This is a genomic window from Allobosea sp. 05T439, assembly GCF_056396005.1.
The window spans coordinates 1-21529 of sequence record NZ_JBFTKP010000005.1 but is presented as its reverse complement, the minus strand read 5'-3'; the positions used below and the strand labels follow the sequence as shown (position 1 = coordinate 21529).

Sequence of the window (21529 nt, the reverse complement as noted above, 5' to 3'; positions counted from 1 at the left end):
GCCGTCGCCCCCGCGACGCGCTTGGCTTCGCTTGTGATCATGTCGCAAGTGGGGCGCGCCGCAAGAGGGCATGGCGCACGGGGACATGGAGGTTGCCGGGCCCGCGGCAGATGTCCTATTGCCGGGGAATGTCGCAAAGCTCCGATGCCTTCACCGTCAAGATTTGCGGTCTCTCCACGCGTGAGACGATGGCGGCGGCGCTCGCCGCCGGTGCCGACATGGTCGGGTTGGTCTTCCACCCGAAGAGTCCGCGCTTCGTCGATATGGCTCGCGCGGTGGCGCTCGCCGAGATGGCGCGCGGCCGCGCGGAGATCGTGGCCCTGATCGTGGACTTCGATGTGGCGCGGGCAAGGGAACTCGCGGACGCGCTCAGGCCGGACTGGCTTCAACTGCATGGCCGCGAGACGCCGGAGCAGGCGCTGGCGCTCAAGGCCGCGACCGGTCTTCGCGTGATGAAGGCGCTGGGTGTCGCTGCTCCGTCCGATCTTGCCGCCATGTCCTCTTATGTCGCGGTGACGGACCGCATCCTGCTCGATGCCAAGCCGCCGAAGGATGCGGCCTATCCCGGTGGCCACGGCCGGCCCTTCGACTGGACGATCCTCTCCGGCCTCGACCCGGCTTCGCGCTTCATGCTATCGGGCGGCCTCGATCCGGCGAATGTTGCCGATGCCATCCGCATTGCCCGGCCTGCCGGGGTCGATGTGTCGTCCGGCGTCGAAAGCGCGCCCGGCGTCAAGGATATCGGCCGGATCAGGGATTTCATCGCCGCCGCACGTCAGGCGGCGCAGGATTTGAAGAAGGCAGGCCCGACATGAACGCGCCCCGCAATCCGAATACTTATCGTTCCGGGCCCGACGAGAACGGCCGTTTCGGCATGTTCGGCGGTCGTTTCGTTGCCGAAACGTTGATGCCCCTGATCCTGGAACTGGAACAGGCCTATGATGCCGCCAAGGCCGATCCGGCCTATCACGCCGAGATGGCTGGCGGCCTCAAGCACTATGTCGGCCGGCCGTCGCCGCTCTATCTGGCCGAGCGCCTGACGGATCATTTCGGTGGCGCAAAGATCTATCTCAAGCGTGAAGAGCTGAATCACACCGGCTCGCATAAGGTCAATAATGTGCTCGGCCAGATCCTGCTGGCGCGGCGTATGGGCAAGAAGCGCATCATCGCCGAGACCGGCGCCGGTCAGCACGGCGTCGCCACCGCAACGCTTTGCGCGCGCTACGGCCTCGAATGCATCGTCTATATGGGCGCGGTCGACGTCGCCCGTCAGGCGCCGAACGTCTTTCGCATGCAGATGCTGGGCGCCACCGTGGTGCCGGTCGAATCCGGAACCAAGACGCTCAAGGACGCGATGAACGAGGCCCTGCGCGACTGGGTGACCAATGTCGCGACGACCTTCTACTGCATCGGCACGGTGGCCGGCCCGCATCCCTATCCCGCCATGGTCCGCGACTTCCAGTCGATCATCGGCAGGGAAACGCGCGAGCAGATGCAGGAACTCGAGGGGCGCCTGCCGGATTCGCTGATCGCCTGCATCGGCGGCGGCTCGAACGCCATGGGGCTGTTCCACCCCTTCCTCGACGATCCCACGGTCGAAATCTATGGCGTCGAGGCGGCCGGGCACGGCATCCCGAGCGGCCTGCATGCGGCCTCGCTGACGGGCGGGCGTCCCGGCGTGCTGCATGGCAACCGCACCTATCTGCTGATGGATGATGACGGGCAGATCAAGGATGCGCACTCGATCTCGGCCGGTCTCGACTATCCCGGCATCGGCCCTGAGCATTCCTGGCTCAACGATGTCGGCCGGGTCAAATATCTGTCCGCCACTGACGAGGAGGCGCTGGAGGCCTTCCAGCTCATCTCCAAGCTCGAAGGCATCATTCCTGCCTTGGAATCGGCACATGCGCTTGCTCGTGTAGCCGAGCTTGCGCCGCAAAAGCCGAAGGACCACCTGATGGTGGTCAATCTTTCCGGTCGTGGCGACAAGGATATTCCGCAAGTGGCGGAGATTCTGGCGGGACGGTGATGCCGGCCCCGTCCGATAGCCTGAGGATAAAACGATGAAGAAGACGATTCTGCTCGCCGCCATGCTGGTTCTGTCTGGCCCCGTCATGGCCCAGACCGCGAACACGGTGGCTCCCGCCGAGGGAATCGTCATCCGGACCGAGGGCGAGGTCAGGGTCAGGCCCGATATCGCGATCCTGCAGGCCGGCATTGTCAGCGAGGGCAAGACGGCCGCCGAGGCTCTCGCCCAGAACACGCCGGCGCTGGCCAGGCTGGTCGAAGCCGTCAAGGCGGCGGGCATCGCCCCAGCCGATCTGATGACCTCGCAGGTCTCGCTGATGCCGCGCATGACGCAGCCTTCCATGTCTCCTGGTCCGAAGCCGCCGCGCGCCGCCACGATCGACGGCTACGAGGCCCGCACCGGCTTGACCGTCACCGTGCGCGATCTCGCCAAGGCCGGTCCGCTGATCGACGCGCTGGCAAAGGCCGGCGCGAACGAGATGTCCGGCATAAGCTTCGGGCTGGCGGACGAGAGCAAGGCCAAGGATGCCGCGCGCCTGAAGGCAGCGGAGGCGGCGCGTGCGCGGGCCGAACTCCATGCCACGGCACTCGGCGTCAAGGTCGGCGAGCTGGTCTCGATCGTCGAGGCTGAAGCCGAAATCCCCGGCCGCGCCGCGGGCGATGTTCGTGCCTTCCGCATGGCGGCTGGTGCTGCGCCGATTTCGGTCGAACCCGGCGAGATCACGGTGACGAGTTCGCTGCGTACGGTTTGGCGCATCGCGCCCTGAGCCCTCGCCAGCCCGCCCCCTTCATGCTAACCGCACGCTCATGACAGAGACCGGCCAGACCCGCATCCAGTCCCGCTTCGCCGCTTGCGCTGCCCAAGGTCGGGCAGCGCTGGTGACCTTCGTCACCGCTGGCGACCCGGATTTCGAGACCGCAAGCGCGATCCTCAATGCCCTGCCTGAGGCAGGCGCGGATGTGATCGAGCTCGGCGTGCCCTTCACCGATCCGATGGCCGACGGCGTCCCGATCCAGCTCGCGGGCCAGCGGGCCTTGAAGGCGGGGCAGACGCTGAAGAAGACGCTGGCCATGGTCGAGTCCTTCCGCAAGGCCGGCCATGACACGCCGATCGTGCTGATGGGATACTACAATCCGATCTGGGCCTATGGCGTCGAGCGCTTCCTGCAGGATGCGCGCCGGATCGGCGTCGACGGGCTCATCGTTGTCGACCTGCCGCCGGAAGAGGATGTGGAGCTCTGCCTGCCGGCTCTTGAGGCCGGTATCAGCTTCATCCGTCTGGCCACGCCGACGACCGACGACAAGCGCCTGCCGAAGGTGCTCAGCAACACCTCTGGCTTCGTCTATTATGTCTCGATGACCGGCGTCACCGGTGGCGCGATCGTGAGCTACGACGCGGTCGGCGATGCGGTGGCCCGGATCAAGCGCCACACCGATCTGCCGGTCGCTGTCGGCTTTGGCGTGAAGACGGCGGCCGATGCCGCAGCCATCGCGAAGGGCGCCGACGGGGTCGTCGTCGGCTCCGCGCTCGTCGAGCGGGTTCGCCTCTCGCTGGATGCGGACGGCAAGGCCACGGACAAGACGGTTTCGGCGGTCACCTCGCTGGTTGTGGAACTGGCTGCCGGCATCCGCACGGTCTCCAAGGCGGCCTGACCCGGCCGCTCCAGTCACACGTTTCAAGGATGATCCGATGAACTGGATTTCCGAAGTCGTTCGCCCGCGCATCAAGACCCTGTTCAAGCGCGAGAGCCCCGAGAACCTCTGGATCAAGTGCCCTGATTCCGGGCAGATGGTCTTCCACAAGGACGTCGAGGCCAATGGCTTCGTCATTCCGGGCTCCGACCATCATATGCGCGTCACCGCGCAGGATCGGCTGCGCCTGACCTTCGACGAGGGCAAATGGGTCGATGTCCCGCTGCCTGAGGTCGCGGTCGATCCGCTGAAGTTCCGTGACGAGAAGCGCTATGTCGACCGCCTCAAGGACGCGCGCGCCAAGACCGGCGCGGCCGATGCCTTCAAGGTCGGCTTCGGCCGCGTCCAGGGCCTGCCCCTGACGATTGCCGTGCAGGACTTCCACTTCATGGGCGGCTCGCTCGGCATGGCGGCCGGCGAAGCCTTCATCAAGGGCGCCGAGACCGCGCTCGAGAAGAAGACCCCCTATGTCGTGTTCGCCGCCTCAGGCGGTGCGCGCATGCAGGAGGGCATCCTCTCGCTGATGCAGCTTCCGCGGACGACCGTCGCGATCAGGCGTCTGCGCGCGGCTGGGCTGCCCTATTTCGTGGTTCTGACCAACCCGACCACCGGCGGCGTCACCGCGTCCTACGCGATGCTGGGCGACGTCCACATCGCCGAGCCGGGCGCCCTGATCGGTTTCGCGGGTCCGCGCGTCATTGAGCAGACCATCCGCGAGAAGCTGCCTGAAGGCTTCCAGCGCGCCGAATATCTCAAGGATCACGGCATGGTCGACATGGTTGTCCATCGCCATGAGATCCCGGCGACGCTGGCGCGGCTGGGTCGCCTGCTGACCAAGCAGTCCGAGCCGGCAGCTGATGCCAAGCAACCGGTCGGGCCGGTCCCCGAAGCGGCCTGACACGGATAACGGATGGCCGGAGGCCGAGCGCATCATGGGGTCTTCCGACACGCTGCTGGCGCGCTTCCTGGCGCTGCATCCCAAGCTGATCGATCTCTCGCTCGGCCGCATCCTGACCTTGCTGGAGCGGCTCGGCGATCCGCACAAGCGCCTGCCGCCGGTGATCCATGTCGCCGGCACCAATGGCAAGGGTTCGACCATCGCCTTCATGCGGGCGATTCTCGAGGCGGCGGGTCTCAGCGTCCATGTCTACACTTCGCCGCATCTGGTGCGCTTTCATGAGCGCATCCGGCTCGGTCAGCCGGGCGGCGGTCGTTTCGTCGACGAGGCCGTGCTGGTCGAGGCGCTGGAGCGCTGCGAGCGGGCCAATTCCGGCGACCAGATCACCTTCTTCGAGATCACTACTTCGGCCGCCATGCTGCTCTTCTCCGAGCACAAGGCCGATGTTCTGCTGCTCGAGGTTGGTCTCGGCGGTCGCTTCGACACGACGAATGTCGTCGCCCATCCCGCCTGCACGGTGGTGACGCCGGTCTCGATGGACCATGCCGAGTATCTCGGCGATACCGTCACCAAGATCGCGGGCGAGAAGGCCGGCATCTTCAAGCGCGGCGCCCCGGCCGTGATTGCGCCACAGGAACCGGAGCCGACGGCCGTGCTCGAAGCCGTGGCCGAGCGTGTGGGCGCCTCGAAAATTCTGATCGGCGCGCAGGACTTCAACATTCACGAGGCGGGTGGACGGCTGGTCTACGAGGATGGTGACGGCCTGCTCGATCTGCCGTTGCCGCGCCTCACCGGGCGTCATCAGCACGTCAATGCCGGTACGGCCATAGCGGCCTTGCGCGCAGCCGGATATGGCGGCCTGCCGGCCCGCGCCTTCGAGCAGGGCATGCTCAATGCCGAATGGCCGGCACGGCTGCAAAGGCTGGCGCGCGGCCAACTCGCCGAACTCGTGCCTGCTGGCGCCGAGCTATGGCTCGATGGCGGCCACAATCCCGATGGCGGCCGCGTTCTTGCGCAGGCGATGGCCGATCTGGAGGAGAAGAACCCGGCTCCGCTMGTCATGATCGCGGGATTGCTCTCGACCAAGGACGCAACCGCGACGCTCGGGCATTTCAAGGGTCTCGCGCACGCGCTCTTCGCCGTGCCGATCCACAACCAGCTTGCCGCCCGCCCGGCCGAGGAGGTTGCGGCTCTCGCGAGGGGCGCCGGGTTGAAGGCCGAGGTCGCAGGTTCCGTCGAGCAGGCGTTGCGCGAGATCGCCGTGCGGACCTGGCGGGCGCCGCCGCGCATCCTGATCTGCGGCTCGCTCTATCTGGCCGGCGAAGTGCTTTCGGCCAACGGTACGCCACCGGTGTAGCACCGGCACGGATGGGGAGAGTGCGATGCAGGCCCGGCAATTCGGAGCAAATGGCCCGTTGCTCCCCGTCATCGGCCAGGGCACCTGGAACATCGAGCTCGCCGATCGGGCCGGCGCTGTGGCGGCTTTGCGTCGCGGGCTCGACCTTGGCCTGCGCCATCTCGACACGGCAGAGATGTATGGCTCCGGCCGCTCGGAGGAGATTGTCGGAGAAGCCATCGCCGGGCGGCGAGACGAGGTTTTCCTCGTTTCCAAGGTGCTGCCGTACAACGCCTCTCGTGCGGGGACGCGCAGGGCCTGCGAGGAATCGCTGAGGCGGCTGCGCACCGACAGGCTCGACTGCTTCCTGCTGCATTGGCGCGGCTCGTACGCGCTGGAGGAGACTTTCGCAGCCTTCGAGGACCTGAAGCGCCAGGGCAAGCTTCTGTCCTGGGGCGTCAGCAATTTCGACGTCGATGATCTCGACGAGGCGCTGGCGATTGCCGACGAGGGCATCATCGCCTGCAACCAGGTACTTTATCATCTCGGCGAACGTGCCATCGAGCATATGGTCATCCCGTGGTGCGAGCGCCACGGCGTGGCGGTGACCGCCTACAGCCCATTTGGTCAGGATGATTTTCCCTTAGCCGCAAGTGCCGGCGGCCGCGTGCTCGCCGATGTTGCGATCACACATGGAGCAACACCGCGTCAGGTCGCGCTTGCCTTCCTGACCCGCCAATCCCCGGTCTTCGCGATCCCGAAGGCCGCCAGGGCCCAACATGTCGAGGACAATGCCGGCGCGCTGAAGCTGCGCCTGAGCGACAGCGAGATCGCGCGGATCGACGCTGCTTTTCCACGTGGACCCAAGCCCCGTTCCCTGCCGATGTTGTAGGGGCGCCTGCAGGTCAAGCCGGCCGTGCGGAAACCAAGTTGCGGCTTTCTGCTTTACAACTGGGGGCTGAAGGGCGTTTCCTAGAGTAAAGGCGGCGGAGCATCGCATCCGACAACGCCGAATTCTTGCAACGGTTGCGTCTTCAGGAGTGGTGTGATGCGTCGCGTCCTCGGCGTCCTCGCCGTATTGTTTCTTTCGCTTGCCGGCTTGGCTTCGGCCCAGGCCGGCGTTCAGGTCCGCGTCGACCTGGCTGCCCAGCGCATGCAGGTGACGACCACTGACGGAGAGATCTACAATTGGGCGATCTCATCCGGCCGCAAGGGATTCCGCTCGCCCAACGGCGTCTATAGCCCGACGCGGCTGGAGCGGAGCTGGTACTCGCGCAAATATGGCGGGGCGATGCCCTATTCCGTGTTCTTCCGTGGTGGCTATGCCATCCACGGCACGACAGCGGTAGGTGCACTCGGTCGGCCGGCATCGCATGGCTGCATCCGGCTGCATCCTGCCCATGCCGCCAAGCTGTTTGCGCTGGTCAAGAAGCACGGTGCCGGCCAGACGCGTATTGCGCTGAATGGTGCAAGTTCGGACGGGCTGTCGCAATTTGCCAGGGCAGGCGGTGCCAAGAGCAATCTCGCGAAGGCGCCTCAAAAGAGCAAGGTCGCCATTGCGCAGTCGAAATCCAAGCAGCGTGCGGCCGCGATCGCGCATCAGCGTGGCGTGCCGAACTGGGATGCGGCGCGTGATCAGCTCTTCATGCGGCCGACCCTGCCGCCCAACGCCTACGGCTACCAGCCCTACCGGGCCGGGCCGACCTGGAGATAAGGGCTCAGATCGCCTCCACGGCGATCCGCATCCAGCCGCTGAGCGTCTCGCCCGGCTGAAGCCGGGTGAGCGGAGAGGCCGCGCGCGCTGCAGCCTCGCTCGGCGAACCGATGGCGTGGCTTTGCGGCTCGACGCAGAGGAAGTCGGCACCAGGAGGCGCCCATACGACAGGGCAGCGCAGCGTTTCGCTTGCCGTGACGGTGATGGCGACGCCGCGCGACGGTGTTTCCATGCGCGCAGTGCCATCCCAACCGAGGAAGCTCCAGGCCGTTTCTGCCTGAGTTGCGAAGAGCGGGCTGGCGGCATAGGGGCCGCCATCTGCGAGCGGTTGCGAGCCGGTCGCGCGGAAGCCGTTGCCGAGGATCAATGCGCCGTCGGAGCGCATCCTGAGGCGCGTATCCGTCGCCGCGGGAAACCAGGGATGCAGCCCGAAACCAAAGGGTAGGGCCACATCCGCCTCGTTTATGATCGCAAGGGCGATGGTCATACCGGAATCGTCGAGGCTGATCTCCTGCCGCGCGCGGTAGCGATAGGGATCTTCACCGGCGCTACGCCGATGTTCCAGGACGGTATGGCCGTGGTCATACCGCAGGACCTCCCAGTCCGACTGCCAGCCGAAGCCATGAATGCTGCCTGTTCCCGCAGGATCGTTGGCCGGCACCCGAAAGCGCTGCTCGCCATCGTCGATGACGCAATCGAAGGCGCGATTGGCAAAGGGCAGCATGGCCCAGCTGCCGAAGCGATTGGGGGCCGCGATCGAGGGAACCGCCCCCGCCGGCGCCCGCAGAAGCGAACGCAACTGCCCGTCAGGCGCGCGCCATTCGAGCGCGGTCACCATCGCACCGACCTCGGGCGCGATCGCGGCGGAGAGAGGTCCGGACTGCAGGGTAAGCATGGTGATGTCCTTACTTGATCAGCGGGCGCAGCATCGCCTGCATCGAGCGCATGCGCGGCAGGAACTGCGCCACCATCTCCTCCGCCGAGGTTCGCTGCACCTGCCCGGAAATATTGAAGGCGGCAACGGTCTCGCCACGCGCATTGGCGAGGGGGAGTGCCATCGAGATCAGGCCAAGTTCCAGTTCCTGATCGACCACGCTGTAACCCTGTTCGCGTGCCGCCGCCAAGGCGGCCATGATCCGTTCCGGCTCCGTTACGGTATGAGGCGTCAGCGCTCGCGGCCGGCCGGCCAGAATCCGTTCGCGGGCCTCGTCCGGTGGCAGCGCTGCGAGCAGGACGCGCCCCATCGAGGTGCAGAAGGCGGGCAGGCGCGAGCCGACGGAAAGGCCCACGGACATGATCCGCCTCTGCGCCGAACGCGCGATATAGACGATCTCGTGCCCGTCGAGCAGCGAGGCTGAGGAGGATTCATGGGTTTCCTCGGACAACCGCTCCAGGAAGGGCTGGACGAGCTGGGGCAGGGCGCTGGAGGCCAGCCAGGCATGGCCGAGCCTGAGCACGCGCGGCGTCAGCCGGAAGAACTTGCCGTCGAATTCAGCGTAGCCGATCCTTGTGAGCGTCAGAAGGCAGCGCCGGGCCGCCGCGCGAGACAATTCGGTGGCGCGCGCCACGTCTGCAATCGTGAGCTTCTCATGCGCCGCGTCGAAGCATTCGATCACGGCCAGCCCCTTTTCCAGGGCGGCCATATGGTCGCGATCCGACGTTGCAGTGTCCAATCTTGACCCCTGTTGACGCAATGGGTATTGTTCGAAAATCAAAACGATGTGCGATTAACGCACAAAACGAGGAGATGTCAAGGTGGCTGAGTTCGTCTCCCTCGCCGAGGGAATCGAGACGGTGGTGCGTGACGGCTGCTCCGTCGCGATGGAAGGCTTCACTCACCTCATCCCGCATGCTGCCGGGCATGAGGCGATCCGTCAGGGCCGCAAGCGGCTGACGCTGATCCGCATGACGCCGGACCTGATCTACGATCAGATGATCGGGATGGGTTGCGCCGAAAAGCTGGTCTTCTCCTGGGGCGGCAACCCTGGCGTCGGCTCGCTGCATCGCCTGCGCGATGCGGTCGAGAATGGCTGGCCGCATAAGCTCGAGCTTGAAGAGCACAGCCACGCCGCCATGGCCAATGCCTATGAGGCCGGCGCCGCCAACCTGCCCTTCGCGGTGTTTCGCGGTTACAAGGGCGTCGATCTGCCCAAGGTCAATCCCCGGATCAAATCCGTCACCTGCCCCTATACCGGGGAAGTCTTGGCGACAGTTCCCGCCATCCGGCCCGACGCCGCCGTCATTCATGCACAGAAGGCGGATCGCGAAGGCAATGTCCTGCTCGAAGGCATTGTTGGCGTGCAGAAAGAGGCCGTGCTGGCGGCCAGGCGTTCGCTGGTTACCGTCGAGGAGATCGTCGAGGACTTTGGCCCGCGCAATGCCAATGCCGTCATCCTGCCGTCCTGGGCGGTGACCGCCATCGCCAGGGTGCCGGGCGGAGCCTATCCATCCTACGCCCACGGTTATTACAAGCGCGCCAACGACTTCTACATTGCCTGGGACAAGATCGCCCGGGAGCGCGACACATTCATGGCCTGGATGAAGGCAAATGTCCTGGAGCAGGGGCCGGAGGTGTTTGCACACCATGCCGGCCTTGCTCGGCAGGCCGCGTGAGGATCAGCGCCATGAGCCATACTCCCATGAGCCACACGCCCACCGAGATGATGAGCATCGCGGCCGCCCGCCTGCTGACCAATGATGATGTCTGCTTCGTCGGTATCGGCGCACCCTCGGCCGCCTGCAACCTGGCGCGCCTGACCCATGCCCCGAAGATCACGCTGATCTACGAATCCGGTACGCTATCCACCCGCCCCTCCGTGCTGCCGCTCTCGATCGGCGACGGCGAACTCTGTGATACCGCGCTGACCACGGTCGGCGTGCCCGAGATGTTTCGCTACTGGCTGCAGGGCGGCCGGATCACCATTGGTTTCCTGGGCGGTGCGCAGATCGATCGCTACGCCAATCTGAACACCACGGTCGTCGGGGACTATGCCGCGCCGAAGGTGAGGCTTCCCGGCGGCGGCGGCGCGCCGGAAATCGCCAGCAATTGCGGCGAGATCTTCATCACGATGGCGATGGGCTCGCGCGCCTTCGTCGAGACGCTGCCCTTCATCACCTCCTTCGGCCACGGCAAGGGCAAGGGCGATCGGGAACGGCTCGGCCTCAAGACCAAGGGGCCGACCAAGGTGATCACCGATCTTTGCGTCATGGAACCCGATGCCGAGACCGCCGAGCTGACTGTCACTGCGCTGCATCCTGGCGTGACGCGGGATCAGGTTCAGGCCGGTTGCGGCTGGACCTTGCGTTTCGCTGGCGAACTCGTCGAAACTCCGGCGCCGACCGCGCAGGAGATCGAGATCCTGCGCGATCTGCACGCCCGGACCAAGCGAGCGCATGGAGTAGCGGCATGAGCCTGATCTATCCACGCGATGGCCTGAGAGCCCATCCGCTCAACGCGTCGCCGGCCTACACGAGCACGCTGAAGCGCGCACCCTCGCAGCCCCTGATCCTGCTGCCGCATACGCTGTCGGAGATCAGCGGTCCGGCGTTTGGTCATGGCGCCGTGCAAGCGGGCGATTCGGACCTCACCCTGCAGCATGAGGGCGAGCCGCTCGGCGAGCGGATCATCGTGACGGGCCGGGTGCTCGACGAGGATGGCAGGCCGGTGCCGCATACCCTGGTCGAGATCTGGCAAGCCAACGCGGCAGGGCGCTACGTCCATCTGCGCGATCAGCATCCCGCGCCGCTCGACCCGAATTTCACGGGAGCCGGCCGCGCCATGACCGATGCGGAAGGGCGCTATCGCTTCGTCACGATCAAGCCCGGCGCCTATCCCTGGCGCAACCATCACAACGCCTGGCGCCCGGCCCATATCCATTTCTCGTTGTTCGGGCCGAGCTTCCTCTCGCGCGTGATCACCCAGATGTATTTCCCGGGCGATCCGCTCTTCGCCTACGACCCGATCTTCCAGTCGATCCCGGACGCGAAGGCACGGGAGCGCCTGATCTCGCGCTTCGACATCGACACGACCGAACCGGAATGGGCGCTCGGATACCAGTTCGACATTGTCCTGCGCGGTCGCGACGCGACGCCGCTCGAGGAGCCGCATGATGACTGAGCGCAAGCCCGCCCTGGGCCTCACCCCCTCGCAGACGGTCGGCCCCTTCTACGCTTACGCGCTGACGCCCCGTGCCTATGGCGGTTCGGAGCTGGCCAATGAGCGGATCGCGACCGATGGCGTCTCGGGCGAGCGCATCACCATTCGTGGCCATGTCCTCGATGGCGATGGCGAGCCGGTGCCGGACGCCATGATCGAGGTCTGGCAGGCCGATGCGGATGGGCATCACAATGCCGGGGGCAATGCCGGCTTCACAGGTTTCGGCCGGGCGGAAACGTCGCCGGAAGGCTTTTTCCACTTCGAGACGGTGCGGCCGGGCGCGGTGGAGGGGCTAAACGGTACGAGGCAGGCGCCGCATCTCGCCGTCTCGGTCTTCGCGCGCGGGCTCCTGCTCCGGCTGGTGACCCGCATCTATTTCTCGGACGACCCTGCCAATGCGTCCGATGCAGTGCTCGCGCTGGTCCCGCATGAGCGGCGTGAAACGCTGATCGCGCAACGTGGCCCGGACGGCGTCTTCCATTTCGACATCCGGCTGCAGGGCGAAGGCGAGACGGTGTTCTTCGACGTCTGAGCCCGTGCGGCATGCGCGGGCTTGACCCCGGCTTGCGGGCCAAGGAGATAGTCGGGTCAACGCTTTGCTTTGCCCGCGCCTGATGCGGCAAGGCAGGGCCATGACCGATGCCGTGCCGGAGCCCGCCATGCCGAAACCCTTGATCGCGCTCGACTGGGGCACCACCCGTGCCCGCGCCTTCCTCATTGGCGAGGACGGCCGCGTGATGGACCGGCGGATTGCGGATCAGGGCATCCAATCCGTGCCGGCCGGAGGTTTCCCGGCCGCTTTCGAGGCGATCGCCGGTGATTTCCGCCGCAGGCGGCCGGATGCCGCGATCGTGCTCGCAGGGATGGTCGGCAGCCGCAATGGCTGGGTCGAGGCGCCTTACGTTGCTTGCCCTGCCTCAACCGAGGCGCTGGCAGATGCCGGCATCGCGGTGACGCTGGAGGACGGAACGCGCGCAACCGTGCTCCCCGGCCTCTCCTGGGACGATGGCGCATTCGATGTCATGCGCGGCGAGGAAACGCTGATCGTCGGACTCGGTCTCACCGATGGCATCGCCTGCCTGCCCGGCACCCATTCGAAATGGGCTGAGTTGCGGGACGACAGGATCACGCGCTTTGCCAGCTTCATGACCGGAGAGATCTATGGCCTGCTGCGTCAGCATTCGATTCTGGCGCGCCTTGCCGAAGAGCCGTCGGGGGACGACGCAAGCATCGGGATCCAGCGTGGTTTTGCAGCGGCAGCACGGCCTGCCGGGCTGCTCAACGCAGCCTTTGCAGCGCGTACCGAGGTGCTGGCGGGGCGGATGAACGGTGGCGCGGTCGGGCCCTATCTCTCGGCGCTGCTGGTTGGTCAGGAGATTGCCGGCGCGCAGGCGCTGTTTGGGCGCCCGACCACGGTCCATCTCGTGGCCGATGGAGCGCTGGCTGCGAGCTATGGAGCGGCGTTCGAGGCCGCGGGCCTGCCTTTCCGGATCACGCCGCCGGAAGATGCCTTCATTGCGGGTGTGAAACGCCTGGCTGCGAGGCTGCTGGCGTGATCACCGTCTTCGGGTCCCTGAATGTCGATCTTGTCACGCCGGTCGAGCGCCTGCCGGGAGCAGGCGAGACGGTGATGGGCCCGGGCTATGCGCTGCATCCCGGCGGCAAGGGGGCCAACCAGGCGCTTGCCGCCCGCCGGGCGGGCGCCGAGGTGGTGCTCGCCGGCGCTGTCGGGCGCGATGCCTTTGCCGAGATCGCCCTGTCCCTGCTGGCCGCCGACGGTGTCGATCTCGCGCTGGTCGAGCGGGTCGAGGCACCGACGGGGGCCGCCTTCATCGCCGTCGATGCCGCCGGCTCCAATCAGATTGTGGTGGCGGCCGGCGCGAATGCCCAGGCCAGGGCCGATGGCTTGCACGACCTGTCGCTTGGCCAGCGCAACATCCTGCTTCTGCAGCGCGAGGTTCCGGAGACGGAGTGCATCATCGCGGCCCGTCTGGCGAAGCAGGCCGGCGGGCGCGTCATCCTGAACCTGGCGCCGGCCGGATCGCCCGCTCCCGAATTGCTCGATTGCCTGGATATGCTGATCGTCAACGAGCACGAGGCGCTGGTACTTGCCCGCGCATTGGGCTGGGCTGAACGCGAGCCCGACGCCTTCGCGCAGCGCCTCGACGCCGAACACGGCATCGCCTGCGTCGTCACGCTCGGTGGCGAGGGCGTCGTCGGTTGGCATGGCGGCGTTCGCCGCCGCCTGGAAGCGCCGAAGGTCGAGGTCGTCGACACCGTTGCCGCCGGGGACAGCTTCGTCGGAGCTTTCGCGGCGGCGCTCGATGCCGGCTGTGGTTTTTCGGGCGCGCTTCAGCGCGGGCTCGCGGCGGGCTCGCTCGCCTGCACGGTGCCGGGCGCTCAGCCGAGCGTGCCACGCCGGGCGGAGATCGAGGCACTGGCTGGTGCCAGTTTCCTCTGATGTCTTCAATCCGGATGACGATACGTTAAGTCTATTTGGATTCATCGGGCCCGGGCTCGGCTGAACCCGCCATTCTGCCCGTTCCTATTCATTCTTCGGCAGTGTCCTGAGAGCAGCATTCCCGGAACCTGGTGGAGACTGAAAGCAGATGGCGCAACGGCCCATCATCTGGGCGCTCGGAGTAGCCTTTACCGTCGGTTACGGCGCGATGTCATATGGCACGCGTCTGGCGGGCTATGTCGAGGACGATGACACACCCCGCGTGGCGGCCGTCGCGACCGGCACGCGACCGGCCTCTTCGCCGCCTCCAGTCGCCAGATCGAGCGAGCCTCCGACGGTCACCGTGGCGGCCGATTCTCGCGGTCACTACATGGTCCATCCGACCATCGACAATTACCGCGTCAGGATGCTGGTCGATACTGGCGCTAGTTTCATCGCGCTGACGGAAAACGATGCCTTGGGGCTCGGCATCCGCCCTGCATCCTCCGACTACAAGATCACGCTGCGCACAGCCAACGGCGTGGTACGCGGTGCCCGGGTGAATCTACGCGAGGTCAGGCTCGGCGCTATCATCGTGCGCAATGTCGAGGCCATAGTTCTGCCCGCAGGTGCGCTCTCCGTCAGCCTGCTTGGAACGTCTTTCCTGAGCAAGCTCAAGGGCTACGAGGTCCAGACCGGTCGCATGATCCTGCGCGGCTAGGCGGTCTCCGGCGTTCCCTAATCCGCTGCGATCCGCTATGCCAGGGATCCGTCAAGACGGCGTCGCCGCCGTGTCACGGTCAGGCTGCATTCATGTGGCTTGATGCTTCGTTCGCCCTGCATGTTCCCTTGCAATGGATGCCTTGATGTTCCCGAAGCCGCTGCCTGAGCTGTTCCCGAATACCTTCGAGTATGAATCCCTGCCGATGGTGAAGCCGACGGGGTTCCGCGAATATGACGCGCGCTGGTTCTTCGGCAAGGAACTGAACCTGATGGGCGTGCAGGCCGTCGGCATGGGCCTCGGCACGCTGATCAAGCGCATGGGCATCAAGCCCGAGATCGTCACCGGTCATGATTTCCGCGGCTACTCGTCGTCGATCAAGATGGCGCTGGTCACCGGCCTGATGGCGGCGGGCTGCAAGGTCCATGATATCGGCCTTGCCATGTCGCCGATGGCCTATTTCGCCCAGTTCGCGCTCGACGTTCCCTGCGTTGCGATGGTCACGGCCTCGCATAACGACAATGGCTGGACCGGCGTGAAGATGGGTGCGCAGCGCCCGGTCACCTTCGGCCCCGACGAGATGGGTCAGCTCCGCGACATCGTGCTTGCGGCCGATTTCGAGCTGTCGGGCGGTGGCTCCTATGTTTTCGTTCCGGATTTCCCGGCCGTCTACATCAAGGACCTCACCAATCGGCCGAAGATCACGCGCAAGCTCAGGGTCATCGCAGCTTGCGGCAACGGCACGGCCGGCGCCTTCGCACCGCAGATCCTGGAGGCGATTGGCTGCGAGGTCATCCCGATGGATGCCGAGCTCGACCACTCCTTCCCGCGTTACAATCCCAATCCCGAAGACATGAAGATGCTGCATGCCATGGCGGATGCCGTGAAGCAGCACGGCGCCGACGTTGCGCTCGGCTTCGATGGCGACGGCGACCGTTGCGGTGTGGTCGACAATCACGGCGAGGAGATCTTCGCCGACAAGATCGGCGTGATGCTGGCGCGCGACCTCGGCAGGCTCCATCCCGGCGCGCAGTTCGTCGTCGACGTGAAATCGACCGGGCTCTTCATCACCGACCCCGAGCTGCAGAAGCTCGGCGTGAAGACCGATTACTGGAAGACCGGCCACTCCTACATCAAGCGCCGCGTCCGCGATCTCAATGCGCTGGCGGGGTTCGAGAAGTCGGGCCATTTCTTCTTCAACGCGCCGGTCGGGCGCGGCTATGACGATGGCGTGGTTACGGCGCTGGCGGTCATCGACATGCTCGACCGCAACCCGGATAAGTCGATGGCCGAGCTCTATGCCGCGGTTCCCAAGACCTGGGGCACGCCGACCATGGCCGCCAAATGCGCCGACGAGATCAAGTACGAAGTCAGCGATCGCGTGACGAAGCGCATCGAGGCTATGCAGGCAAAGGGCGAAACCATCGCTGGCCAGAAGATCCGCGACGTGATCACCGTCAACGGCGTCCGCGTCGTCAACGAGGACGGCACCTGGGGACTGGTCCGCGCGTCCTCAAACAAGCCGGAGCTTGTCGTCGTCTGCGAAAGCCCGATCTCGGAAGCCCGCATGCGCGAGATGTTTGCCGCCATCGACGGTGTGCTGCGCGAAAACCCTGAAGTGGGTGCCTATAACCAGACGATCTGAGGCTGGCGAACCCGGGCAAGGGCCGTCCCGAAGCGAGCGACTTCGCATCGGGACGCTCACTCGCCGCAAAGCGTCTCAGCGGCGAGTGCCCGCAACGCTCAGCAGGTGATCGTCGTGGTGACGCCATTAATCTTCGTGATTCGCGCGACCTGCTCGATGTTGAGCGGGCCCGCTTTCGCTGCAGCGCGTGGACGCATGTAGATCCTGTTGCCACCCAGGGTGAGGGCGCCTTTGACCACCCGATCGCCGAGCAAGGGCTTATAGCCGTAGCTGGCCTCGGCCATGATCAAGGACGTCTTGGGAATGAGCAGCCCAGCCGGTAATTTGATGTTTGCCGGTGGGGCGGTTGTGTTTATCGGTGCGCTCCAACACACCTTTGCCACCCCCTTATCGTCCACGACGACGCTGGCGATGATCATCTTCAGCGTCGCTGGCATGGGTGGCGGCGGCGTTGACGTCATTGTTTCGGGCGCCAAGATCATTTGCCCGATGAGGAAGATCATGTCGCGTTCGCCATCGCTGATTGCTGGCGACTGTGAAGCGAGATCGACGAGGGCCCGGTTGAGCTGGGTCACCCGGCGATCGGCCATGGTGGCCCGTCCGACCTCGACGATGCCGTAATAGAGCAAGATCATTACGGGCCAGATGAGGGCGAACTCGACAGCGGCGACGCCCTTTCCGTCGCTTTGGAGGCGACGCCCGAGGCGGCGAAGCGCGGCCCTGTTGCGGCGGAACGAGAAGAACTGCCTCATGGTCGCTCTCAGGGTTCGCTTCGGAACGTCGCGACTGAAAAGAGGGCGCGTTCGCCGCCATCGATATTGGTCAGGGAGTCCGCCCAGCCGGTCAGGTAGAGCGAATAGCGCAAGGCCGCCCGCACGACGACGGTCTGGCCTCTTCCAGGCTGGTTGTAGCTGAAACCACTGGTGTCCAGAGTTGTCCCGCTGAGCGGGTTGCGGGCGGCAAGATCGGTTCGAGCATCCATTGGCGTTCCGTAGCCGCGCACGTCGACACGCAGCTTCTCGCAATCGATGAGCGCCGGAGCCCGCGCGCAGACCTCGCGCCTGAATGCCTCAGTCGATGTCTTGGCATCGTGCGGAAGGGGGTTCGAGGGGGTGCTGTAGATTGCGACTGACTCGCCAGTCAGCAGTGTCCGCGACGCCTGTGTTACAGCGTCGGCGAGCACCTGATTTGTCCACAGCATCAGCGCCGTTTCAATAGTCGTGAACACGAGCATAAGGAACGGCATCGCGACGATGCCGAACTCGACGGCCGTCGCACCGCTCTGGTCGCTGGAAAAGCCCTTGGCTTCCTGTCGTTGCCCCATGAGGAGGCGTCGGGCGACGCTTCTGCTCGTTCTGAAAGGAGATGTGAGCATGACCAGTTTAGCCAACCATCCGGATACGGATGCCGCGAAGGGGCTCCGCTCTTCAGTGGAATACCTTAGCGCGAAAGCATTGCTGACTTGTTAGGGCCTAGCTCGGCGAAGCGGCACTGGCGTTAGCGAAACCTTCACCTTGAAGGGCGCGAGCGCTATTTATCGCTGCCGCCGGCGAGTGCATTGCGTTTGGTCGTTTGCCCGCCGACATCACCGAAATATTTGGTTGCGTCCCCGAGCTGCACGGTCGGTTGGCAGGTCGGGGTGCAGGAGTAGCTTTCCCGTTCCATGCCGCGCTGGACCGTGAGAATCGAATCCGCAGCCGCACTGACGCGTACGAGCGATTCAGCCAGCAGGCTGCCGCTGGCGTCGAGTGCGATGAGATTGGTGATGCCGAAGCTCTTGCCTGTCACCACCATCACTCCGTTCTTTTGCACGGACACGTCGGCGATCGCCGGATTGCCGACGATCACGGTCTGGGCTTTTTCCGGCAGTCTGACCAGCTTGGCATGATCGACGATGACGGCGACCGTGTCGGGCCGGGCCGCTTCCGGTGCAGATCGGGCTGCGGGCCCGCTTCCCAGCAGGACCGCGCCGGACGCGGCCATGGCCAGCGCTCCGCGGCGCAGGCGGAGGGCACAGCTGAGGATAGTCGACATGGTGGCGCCCTAGGTTTCCGACATCTGGAATTAAGCCGAAAATGATGAATCGAGTCCTAACAATGCCTCTAACGCACGTTTATCGAGGTGGTGATTCCCAAAGGGTGAGATGCAGTCTCGTTTCAGGTCGTTTTTCTCAACGAGATATGCATCGGCTGTGCCGTTGAATTCGTTTGTGTGAATAAGTATAGTCTCTATTAAATTCAAATATGAACTGATATTTAATAAGGTGGCGACTTGTGAATGCAATAAATATGGTGTTAACCATCCAGCAAATGCCCGTTATGAGCGTCGAATTCTTTGTTTCGTTTAACTGATCCGCAAGAGCTTCTGGGTAGTGTCCGTCTTGTCGCTGACCGAAGCCGTTCAGAGCGAAGGCAGCAGTCAAACCGTGGTGCAATAGGAGTTCCGTCATGAAGAATCTGTTCGCTCGCTTTGCCAAGGACGAATCCGGCGCGACCGCCATCGAATACGGCCTGATCGCTGGCCTGATTGCCGTGGTCATCATCGGCGCCGCCACGATTGTCGGCACGCAGCTCGGCCTGCTGTTCGGCCGGATCAGCACCGCGCTGATGAACGTCGCCACCTGAACTACTTCTGCCTTGCGCAGCGAACGCCCCGGCTGGTCCGGGGCGTTTTGCGTCCCGGTTCCCGCTCGACCGCCCAGATACTGTTTTTACAGGGTTGGGTGCGATGCTGACGCATCGTTCGTGAAGCTGCATTGCCAGGAGACCTTTCGATGTCGGTCCCGTTGCTGTTCCTCCTCGTCCTCTTTCCTGCGGCGATGGCCTATGCTGCAGCGAGCGACCTGCTGTCGATGACGATTTCCAACCGGCTTTGCCTCGGCCTTGCCGTTCTTTTCGTGCCGAGCGCTCTCGTCATCGGCCTGCCCTGGCTTCAGATTGGCTGGCATTTTGCCGCGGGGGGCCTTGTTCTTGCTATATGTTTTGGCCTGTTCGCCGCGGGCTGGATCGGCGGCGGAGATGCCAAACTGGCTGCCGCCACGGCGCTCTGGTTCGGCTTTGGGCAGTTGATGCCCTATCTGCTTGTGGCTGCCATGTTCGGCGCCGTGCTGACCCTGATCGTGATCATGCTGCGCACCGCACCGTTGCCGGTGCTGGGGGAGAACTGGCCATGGTTGCGCCGGCTTCATGAGGCTAAGCAGGGCGTGCCCTATGGAATTGCCCTTGCCTGCTCGGCTCTCTTCGTCTTGCCGGAAACCGAGATCTGGCGCGCTGCCATCGGGCTATAGATTCTGAACCCATAAGGGCTGTGATTGGGGGGGTGGGCTAGTTCAACGTTTCCGGGAGGAGGCGTTGATGGCGCGATTTTATCTGGGTGTGGAGTGGCGATTGATTGAGCCGCTTCTGCCGAACCAGCCGGTGCGGCATTGTCCGAGTGGGCGACCAGCGACGGCGGCCTCTCCCCGACCGACCTTTACCCCTTCGCTTTTGCGATCGATGGCGCAGGGAATGCCGTCGAGAAACCCGGCGGGCTGCGCCCGGCATGGTCCCACTGGCGCAGGGGATATCAAGTCGCCTGTGCTGACCGATTTTGCCGGGGCAAGGATCGGGGTCATCTCGCGCCCCAGCCGAAAGATTTAACCATCGCGATTGAGCTCGGGTTAAATCTTCAGCTGCATAGTGCCGCCGCAACGTAAGGTGGCACGATGACGGCGGCTGATACGACACTGGCGCAGCGATCCAATCAGGTTGTTCGAACTTTCATCATCGGCCTTCTGCTGATCGATCTGGCTTGGCTACCCTTCTCGACTATTCGCCTCAATGCCGTTTCGCTTCTGGTGCCGCTTGTCGCGGCCCTCGTTCTGACATTCGCAGCCCATGTCTACCGCGAGCGGAGGGCGGAGCATAAGATCGCCGATGGCTTGGATTGCTCTGCTCAGATCATCGGCTTCTTCGCCGTTGGGGCGTTGTTCTCCTATTTGCTCGCCTCTCTCGGTTTTCCCCTGCAGGATCCGGTCCTGTATGATGTCGACCGCGCTCTTGGGCTCGACTGGATGGCTTATCTCAAGGCCGTCAATCAGCGTCCGCTGCTCGGCCTGCTGTTTCAATTGGCCTATGACAGTTTCATTCCACAGGTCTTGATCTTGATCGTCACACTGTCGTTCACCGGGCGGGGAAGCGCCGCGCGCGTGATGATCCTGGCAATGATCTTTGCCGGCTTTGTGACAATCCTGATCTCGGGCTTCTTTCCTGCGATGGCGATGTTCGTCCATCTGAACCTGACACCCGCCGACTTCCCCCATCTGTCGCCGTCCGCAGCCTTCGTGCATGTGCATGATATGCAGGCGTTGAGGGCGGGCGCGCCTTTCGATCTCGACCTGTCGAAGGCTCAGGGAATCATCACCTTTCCGTCTTACCATGCGGCGCTTGGGCTCCTGATGCTGCTCGGCGGGCTCGCACATCCAGTGCTGCGCTGGCCGGTCGCGGCCCTGAATCTGACGATGATCGCCGCGACACCGATCGATGGCGGCCACTACTTTGTCGATGTCGGCGCAGGTCTGATCATCGCCGGGGCCTGCTACCTGTTGGCGCAGCGCCTCCTGCAACCCACCTATGGGCCCGCGGCCCGGTTCGTTCCGGTGGTCGCAACTGCGGAAGTCGCAGAACCCTGAGGTGCATTTCGCGCGCGCCCCGATCCGGTGCCCTGTCACATTCCGAGCGGAATTCGGGGAGAACTCTGGTTCAGGGCTTATGAGATGCTGTAACGGGGCCTGCGTCGCGCGCTGCCCATTGCCACTTGCGTCTAGAAGGGCAAGCTGTCGCCGTTCCCGTACCGACCCTGAAGGTGGAGGATTACGGGATGAGGCTGTTCATCGGATTGGATGTGTCATTGGCGAAGACT

24 protein-coding genes are annotated in these 21529 nt (G+C 64.6%); 19 read left to right on the top strand and 5 right to left on the bottom strand.

The features are described 5' to 3' along the window. Positions 1 to 128 precede the first annotated feature (128 nt). From AC1DIO_RS07145 to AC1DIO_RS07110, 8 genes are all read left to right on the top strand, one after another. Complete coding sequence (locus tag AC1DIO_RS07145; protein WP_441504942.1) at positions 129 to 815, top strand: phosphoribosylanthranilate isomerase; 687 nt, start codon at positions 129 to 131, stop codon at positions 813 to 815. Beyond that, positions 812 to 2029, top strand: a complete 1218-nt coding sequence (gene trpB / locus AC1DIO_RS07140; protein WP_441490599.1) for a tryptophan synthase subunit beta — start codon at positions 812 to 814, stop codon at positions 2027 to 2029. The genes AC1DIO_RS07145 and trpB overlap by 4 nt, the downstream gene beginning before the upstream one ends. Positions 2030 to 2063: 34 nt before the next feature. Beyond that, positions 2064 to 2795, top strand: coding sequence for an SIMPL domain-containing protein (locus AC1DIO_RS07135; RefSeq protein WP_441504941.1), 732 nt, complete (start codon positions 2064 to 2066; stop codon positions 2793 to 2795). Positions 2796 to 2835: 40 nt separating this feature from the next. Then, positions 2836 to 3681, top strand: a complete 846-nt coding sequence (trpA, locus tag AC1DIO_RS07130) for a tryptophan synthase subunit alpha (RefSeq protein ID WP_441504940.1) — start codon at positions 2836 to 2838, stop codon at positions 3679 to 3681. A gap of 37 nt (positions 3682 to 3718) precedes the next feature. After that, positions 3719 to 4618 carry an acetyl-CoA carboxylase, carboxyltransferase subunit beta gene (gene accD / locus AC1DIO_RS07125; RefSeq protein ID WP_441490602.1) on the top strand — a complete coding sequence of 300 codons (900 nt, stop codon included), beginning with the start codon at positions 3719 to 3721 and terminating at the stop codon, positions 4616 to 4618. 34 nt (positions 4619 to 4652) lie between these two features. Then, positions 4653 to 5975, top strand: coding sequence for a bifunctional folylpolyglutamate synthase/dihydrofolate synthase (locus tag AC1DIO_RS07120; protein ID WP_441504939.1), 1323 nt, complete (start codon positions 4653 to 4655; stop codon positions 5973 to 5975). Positions 5976 to 6000: 25 nt separating this feature from the next. Further along, positions 6001 to 6846, top strand: a complete 846-nt coding sequence (locus AC1DIO_RS07115; RefSeq protein ID WP_441504938.1) for an aldo/keto reductase — start codon at positions 6001 to 6003, stop codon at positions 6844 to 6846. Between the two features lie 156 nt (positions 6847 to 7002). After that, entirely contained in the window at positions 7003 to 7668 is a 666-nt protein-coding gene (locus AC1DIO_RS07110; protein WP_441504937.1) for a L,D-transpeptidase, read from the top strand. Positions 7669 to 7672: 4 nt separating this feature from the next. Here the strand turns inward: AC1DIO_RS07110 and AC1DIO_RS07105 are convergent, their stop codons facing one another. After that, positions 7673 to 8563 (bottom strand): aldose epimerase family protein, encoded by an 891-nt coding sequence (locus tag AC1DIO_RS07105; protein ID WP_441504936.1) that lies wholly within the window; start codon positions 8561 to 8563, stop codon positions 7673 to 7675. A gap of 10 nt (positions 8564 to 8573) precedes the next feature. After that, positions 8574 to 9311: an IclR family transcriptional regulator domain-containing protein gene (locus AC1DIO_RS07100; protein WP_441490814.1), complete on the bottom strand. Its 738-nt coding sequence runs from the start codon at positions 9309 to 9311 to the stop codon at positions 8574 to 8576. Between the two features lie 112 nt (positions 9312 to 9423). Here AC1DIO_RS07100 and AC1DIO_RS07095 point away from each other — a divergent pair, with 112 nt between their 5' ends. The 8 genes from AC1DIO_RS07095 to AC1DIO_RS07060 all read left to right on the top strand — a co-directional run bounded on the left by AC1DIO_RS07095 (position 9424) and on the right by AC1DIO_RS07060 (position 16630). After that, entirely contained in the window at positions 9424 to 10281 is an 858-nt protein-coding gene (locus tag AC1DIO_RS07095) for a CoA transferase subunit A (protein ID WP_441504935.1), read from the top strand. Positions 10282 to 10307: 26 nt separating this feature from the next. After that, the gene (locus AC1DIO_RS07090; protein WP_476775128.1) at positions 10308 to 11078 is read left to right on the top strand and encodes a CoA-transferase subunit beta; all 771 of its coding nucleotides are present in this window, start codon (positions 10308 to 10310) and stop codon (positions 11076 to 11078) included. Then, entirely contained in the window at positions 11075 to 11785 is a 711-nt protein-coding gene (gene pcaH / locus AC1DIO_RS07085) for a protocatechuate 3,4-dioxygenase subunit beta (protein WP_441504934.1), read from the top strand. Before AC1DIO_RS07090 ends, pcaH begins: the two co-directional genes overlap by 4 nt. After that, positions 11778 to 12356, top strand: coding sequence for a protocatechuate 3,4-dioxygenase subunit alpha (pcaG, locus tag AC1DIO_RS07080; protein ID WP_441504933.1), 579 nt, complete (start codon positions 11778 to 11780; stop codon positions 12354 to 12356). The genes pcaH and pcaG overlap by 8 nt, the downstream gene beginning before the upstream one ends. Positions 12357 to 12483: 127 nt before the next feature. Continuing rightward, positions 12484 to 13380, top strand: a complete 897-nt coding sequence (locus tag AC1DIO_RS07075) for a 2-dehydro-3-deoxygalactonokinase (RefSeq protein ID WP_441504932.1) — start codon at positions 12484 to 12486, stop codon at positions 13378 to 13380. Beyond that, positions 13377 to 14285 (top strand): ribokinase, encoded by a 909-nt coding sequence (locus AC1DIO_RS07070; RefSeq protein WP_441504931.1) that lies wholly within the window; start codon positions 13377 to 13379, stop codon positions 14283 to 14285. The genes AC1DIO_RS07075 and AC1DIO_RS07070 overlap by 4 nt, the downstream gene beginning before the upstream one ends. Before the next feature lie 148 nt (positions 14286 to 14433). Further along, a complete protein-coding gene (locus AC1DIO_RS07065) occupies positions 14434 to 14985 on the top strand; it encodes a retropepsin-like aspartic protease family protein (protein WP_441504930.1) in 552 nt (183 codons plus the stop codon). A 145-nt stretch (positions 14986 to 15130) separates the two neighbouring features. Continuing rightward, positions 15131 to 16630: a phosphomannomutase/phosphoglucomutase gene (locus tag AC1DIO_RS07060; RefSeq protein ID WP_441504929.1), complete on the top strand. Its 1500-nt coding sequence runs from the start codon at positions 15131 to 15133 to the stop codon at positions 16628 to 16630. A 98-nt stretch (positions 16631 to 16728) separates the two neighbouring features. Here the strand turns inward: AC1DIO_RS07060 and AC1DIO_RS07055 are convergent, their stop codons facing one another. From AC1DIO_RS07055 to AC1DIO_RS07045, 3 genes are all read right to left on the bottom strand, one after another. Then, positions 16729 to 17382 (bottom strand): TadE/TadG family type IV pilus assembly protein, encoded by a 654-nt coding sequence (locus tag AC1DIO_RS07055; protein WP_441504928.1) that lies wholly within the window; start codon positions 17380 to 17382, stop codon positions 16729 to 16731. Between the two features lie 8 nt (positions 17383 to 17390). Next, positions 17391 to 17954: a TadE/TadG family type IV pilus assembly protein gene (locus AC1DIO_RS07050; RefSeq protein ID WP_441504927.1), complete on the bottom strand. Its 564-nt coding sequence runs from the start codon at positions 17952 to 17954 to the stop codon at positions 17391 to 17393. A gap of 206 nt (positions 17955 to 18160) precedes the next feature. Then, on the bottom strand, positions 18161 to 18613 hold the full coding sequence (locus AC1DIO_RS07045; RefSeq protein ID WP_441504926.1) for a pilus assembly protein N-terminal domain-containing protein: 453 nt from the start codon (positions 18611 to 18613) through the stop codon (positions 18161 to 18163). Positions 18614 to 19077: 464 nt separating this feature from the next. Between AC1DIO_RS07045 and AC1DIO_RS07040 the strand changes: the two genes are divergently transcribed. From AC1DIO_RS07040 to AC1DIO_RS07030, 3 genes are all read left to right on the top strand, one after another. Further along, positions 19078 to 19254 carry a Flp family type IVb pilin gene (locus AC1DIO_RS07040; protein WP_113516911.1) on the top strand — a complete coding sequence of 59 codons (177 nt, stop codon included), beginning with the start codon at positions 19078 to 19080 and terminating at the stop codon, positions 19252 to 19254. Positions 19255 to 19403: 149 nt separating this feature from the next. Continuing rightward, a complete protein-coding gene (locus AC1DIO_RS07035) occupies positions 19404 to 19916 on the top strand; it encodes an A24 family peptidase (RefSeq protein ID WP_441504925.1) in 513 nt (170 codons plus the stop codon). A 417-nt stretch (positions 19917 to 20333) separates the two neighbouring features. Further along, the gene (locus AC1DIO_RS07030) at positions 20334 to 21299 is read left to right on the top strand and encodes a phosphatase PAP2 family protein (RefSeq protein ID WP_476853281.1); all 966 of its coding nucleotides are present in this window, start codon (positions 20334 to 20336) and stop codon (positions 21297 to 21299) included. Positions 21300 to 21529: the final 230 nt, after the last annotated feature.

Bases quoted from the DNA above. Each gene is read 5' to 3' on its own strand.
- AC1DIO_RS07115 (WP_441504938.1), top strand. From the start codon at position 6,001: ATGCAGGCCCGGCAATTCGGAGCAAATGGCCCGTTGCTCCCCGTCATC.
- AC1DIO_RS07075 (WP_441504932.1), top strand. From the start codon at position 12,484: ATGCCGAAACCCTTGATCGCGCTCGACTGGGGCACCACCCGTGCCCGC.
- AC1DIO_RS07055 (WP_441504928.1), bottom strand. From the start codon at position 17,382: ATGAGGCAGTTCTTCTCGTTCCGCCGCAACAGGGCCGCGCTTCGCCGC.
- pcaH (WP_441504934.1), top strand. From the start codon at position 11,075: ATGAGCCTGATCTATCCACGCGATGGCCTGAGAGCCCATCCGCTCAAC.
- AC1DIO_RS07090 (WP_476775128.1), top strand. From the start codon at position 10,308: ATGAGCCACACGCCCACCGAGATGATGAGCATCGCGGCCGCCCGCCTG.
- AC1DIO_RS07100 (WP_441490814.1), bottom strand. From the start codon at position 9,311: ATGGCCGCCCTGGAAAAGGGGCTGGCCGTGATCGAATGCTTCGACGCG.
- trpB (WP_441490599.1), top strand. From the start codon at position 812: ATGAACGCGCCCCGCAATCCGAATACTTATCGTTCCGGGCCCGACGAG.
- accD (WP_441490602.1), top strand. From the start codon at position 3,719: ATGAACTGGATTTCCGAAGTCGTTCGCCCGCGCATCAAGACCCTGTTC.
- AC1DIO_RS07030 (WP_476853281.1), top strand. From the start codon at position 20,334: ATGACGGCGGCTGATACGACACTGGCGCAGCGATCCAATCAGGTTGTT.
- AC1DIO_RS07110 (WP_441504937.1), top strand. From the start codon at position 7,003: ATGCGTCGCGTCCTCGGCGTCCTCGCCGTATTGTTTCTTTCGCTTGCC.
- AC1DIO_RS07135 (WP_441504941.1), top strand. From the start codon at position 2,064: ATGAAGAAGACGATTCTGCTCGCCGCCATGCTGGTTCTGTCTGGCCCC.
- AC1DIO_RS07145 (WP_441504942.1), top strand. From the start codon at position 129: ATGTCGCAAAGCTCCGATGCCTTCACCGTCAAGATTTGCGGTCTCTCC.
- AC1DIO_RS07060 (WP_441504929.1), top strand. From the start codon at position 15,131: ATGTTCCCGAAGCCGCTGCCTGAGCTGTTCCCGAATACCTTCGAGTAT.
- AC1DIO_RS07040 (WP_113516911.1), top strand. From the start codon at position 19,078: ATGAAGAATCTGTTCGCTCGCTTTGCCAAGGACGAATCCGGCGCGACC.
- AC1DIO_RS07045 (WP_441504926.1), bottom strand. From the start codon at position 18,613: ATGGCCGCGTCCGGCGCGGTCCTGCTGGGAAGCGGGCCCGCAGCCCGA.
- trpA (WP_441504940.1), top strand. From the start codon at position 2,836: ATGACAGAGACCGGCCAGACCCGCATCCAGTCCCGCTTCGCCGCTTGC.
- AC1DIO_RS07035 (WP_441504925.1), top strand. From the start codon at position 19,404: ATGTCGGTCCCGTTGCTGTTCCTCCTCGTCCTCTTTCCTGCGGCGATG.
- pcaG (WP_441504933.1), top strand. From the start codon at position 11,778: ATGACTGAGCGCAAGCCCGCCCTGGGCCTCACCCCCTCGCAGACGGTC.
- AC1DIO_RS07050 (WP_441504927.1), bottom strand. From the start codon at position 17,954: ATGGGGCAACGACAGGAAGCCAAGGGCTTTTCCAGCGACCAGAGCGGT.
- AC1DIO_RS07065 (WP_441504930.1), top strand. From the start codon at position 14,434: ATGGCGCAACGGCCCATCATCTGGGCGCTCGGAGTAGCCTTTACCGTC.
- AC1DIO_RS07105 (WP_441504936.1), bottom strand. From the start codon at position 8,563: ATGCTTACCCTGCAGTCCGGACCTCTCTCCGCCGCGATCGCGCCCGAG.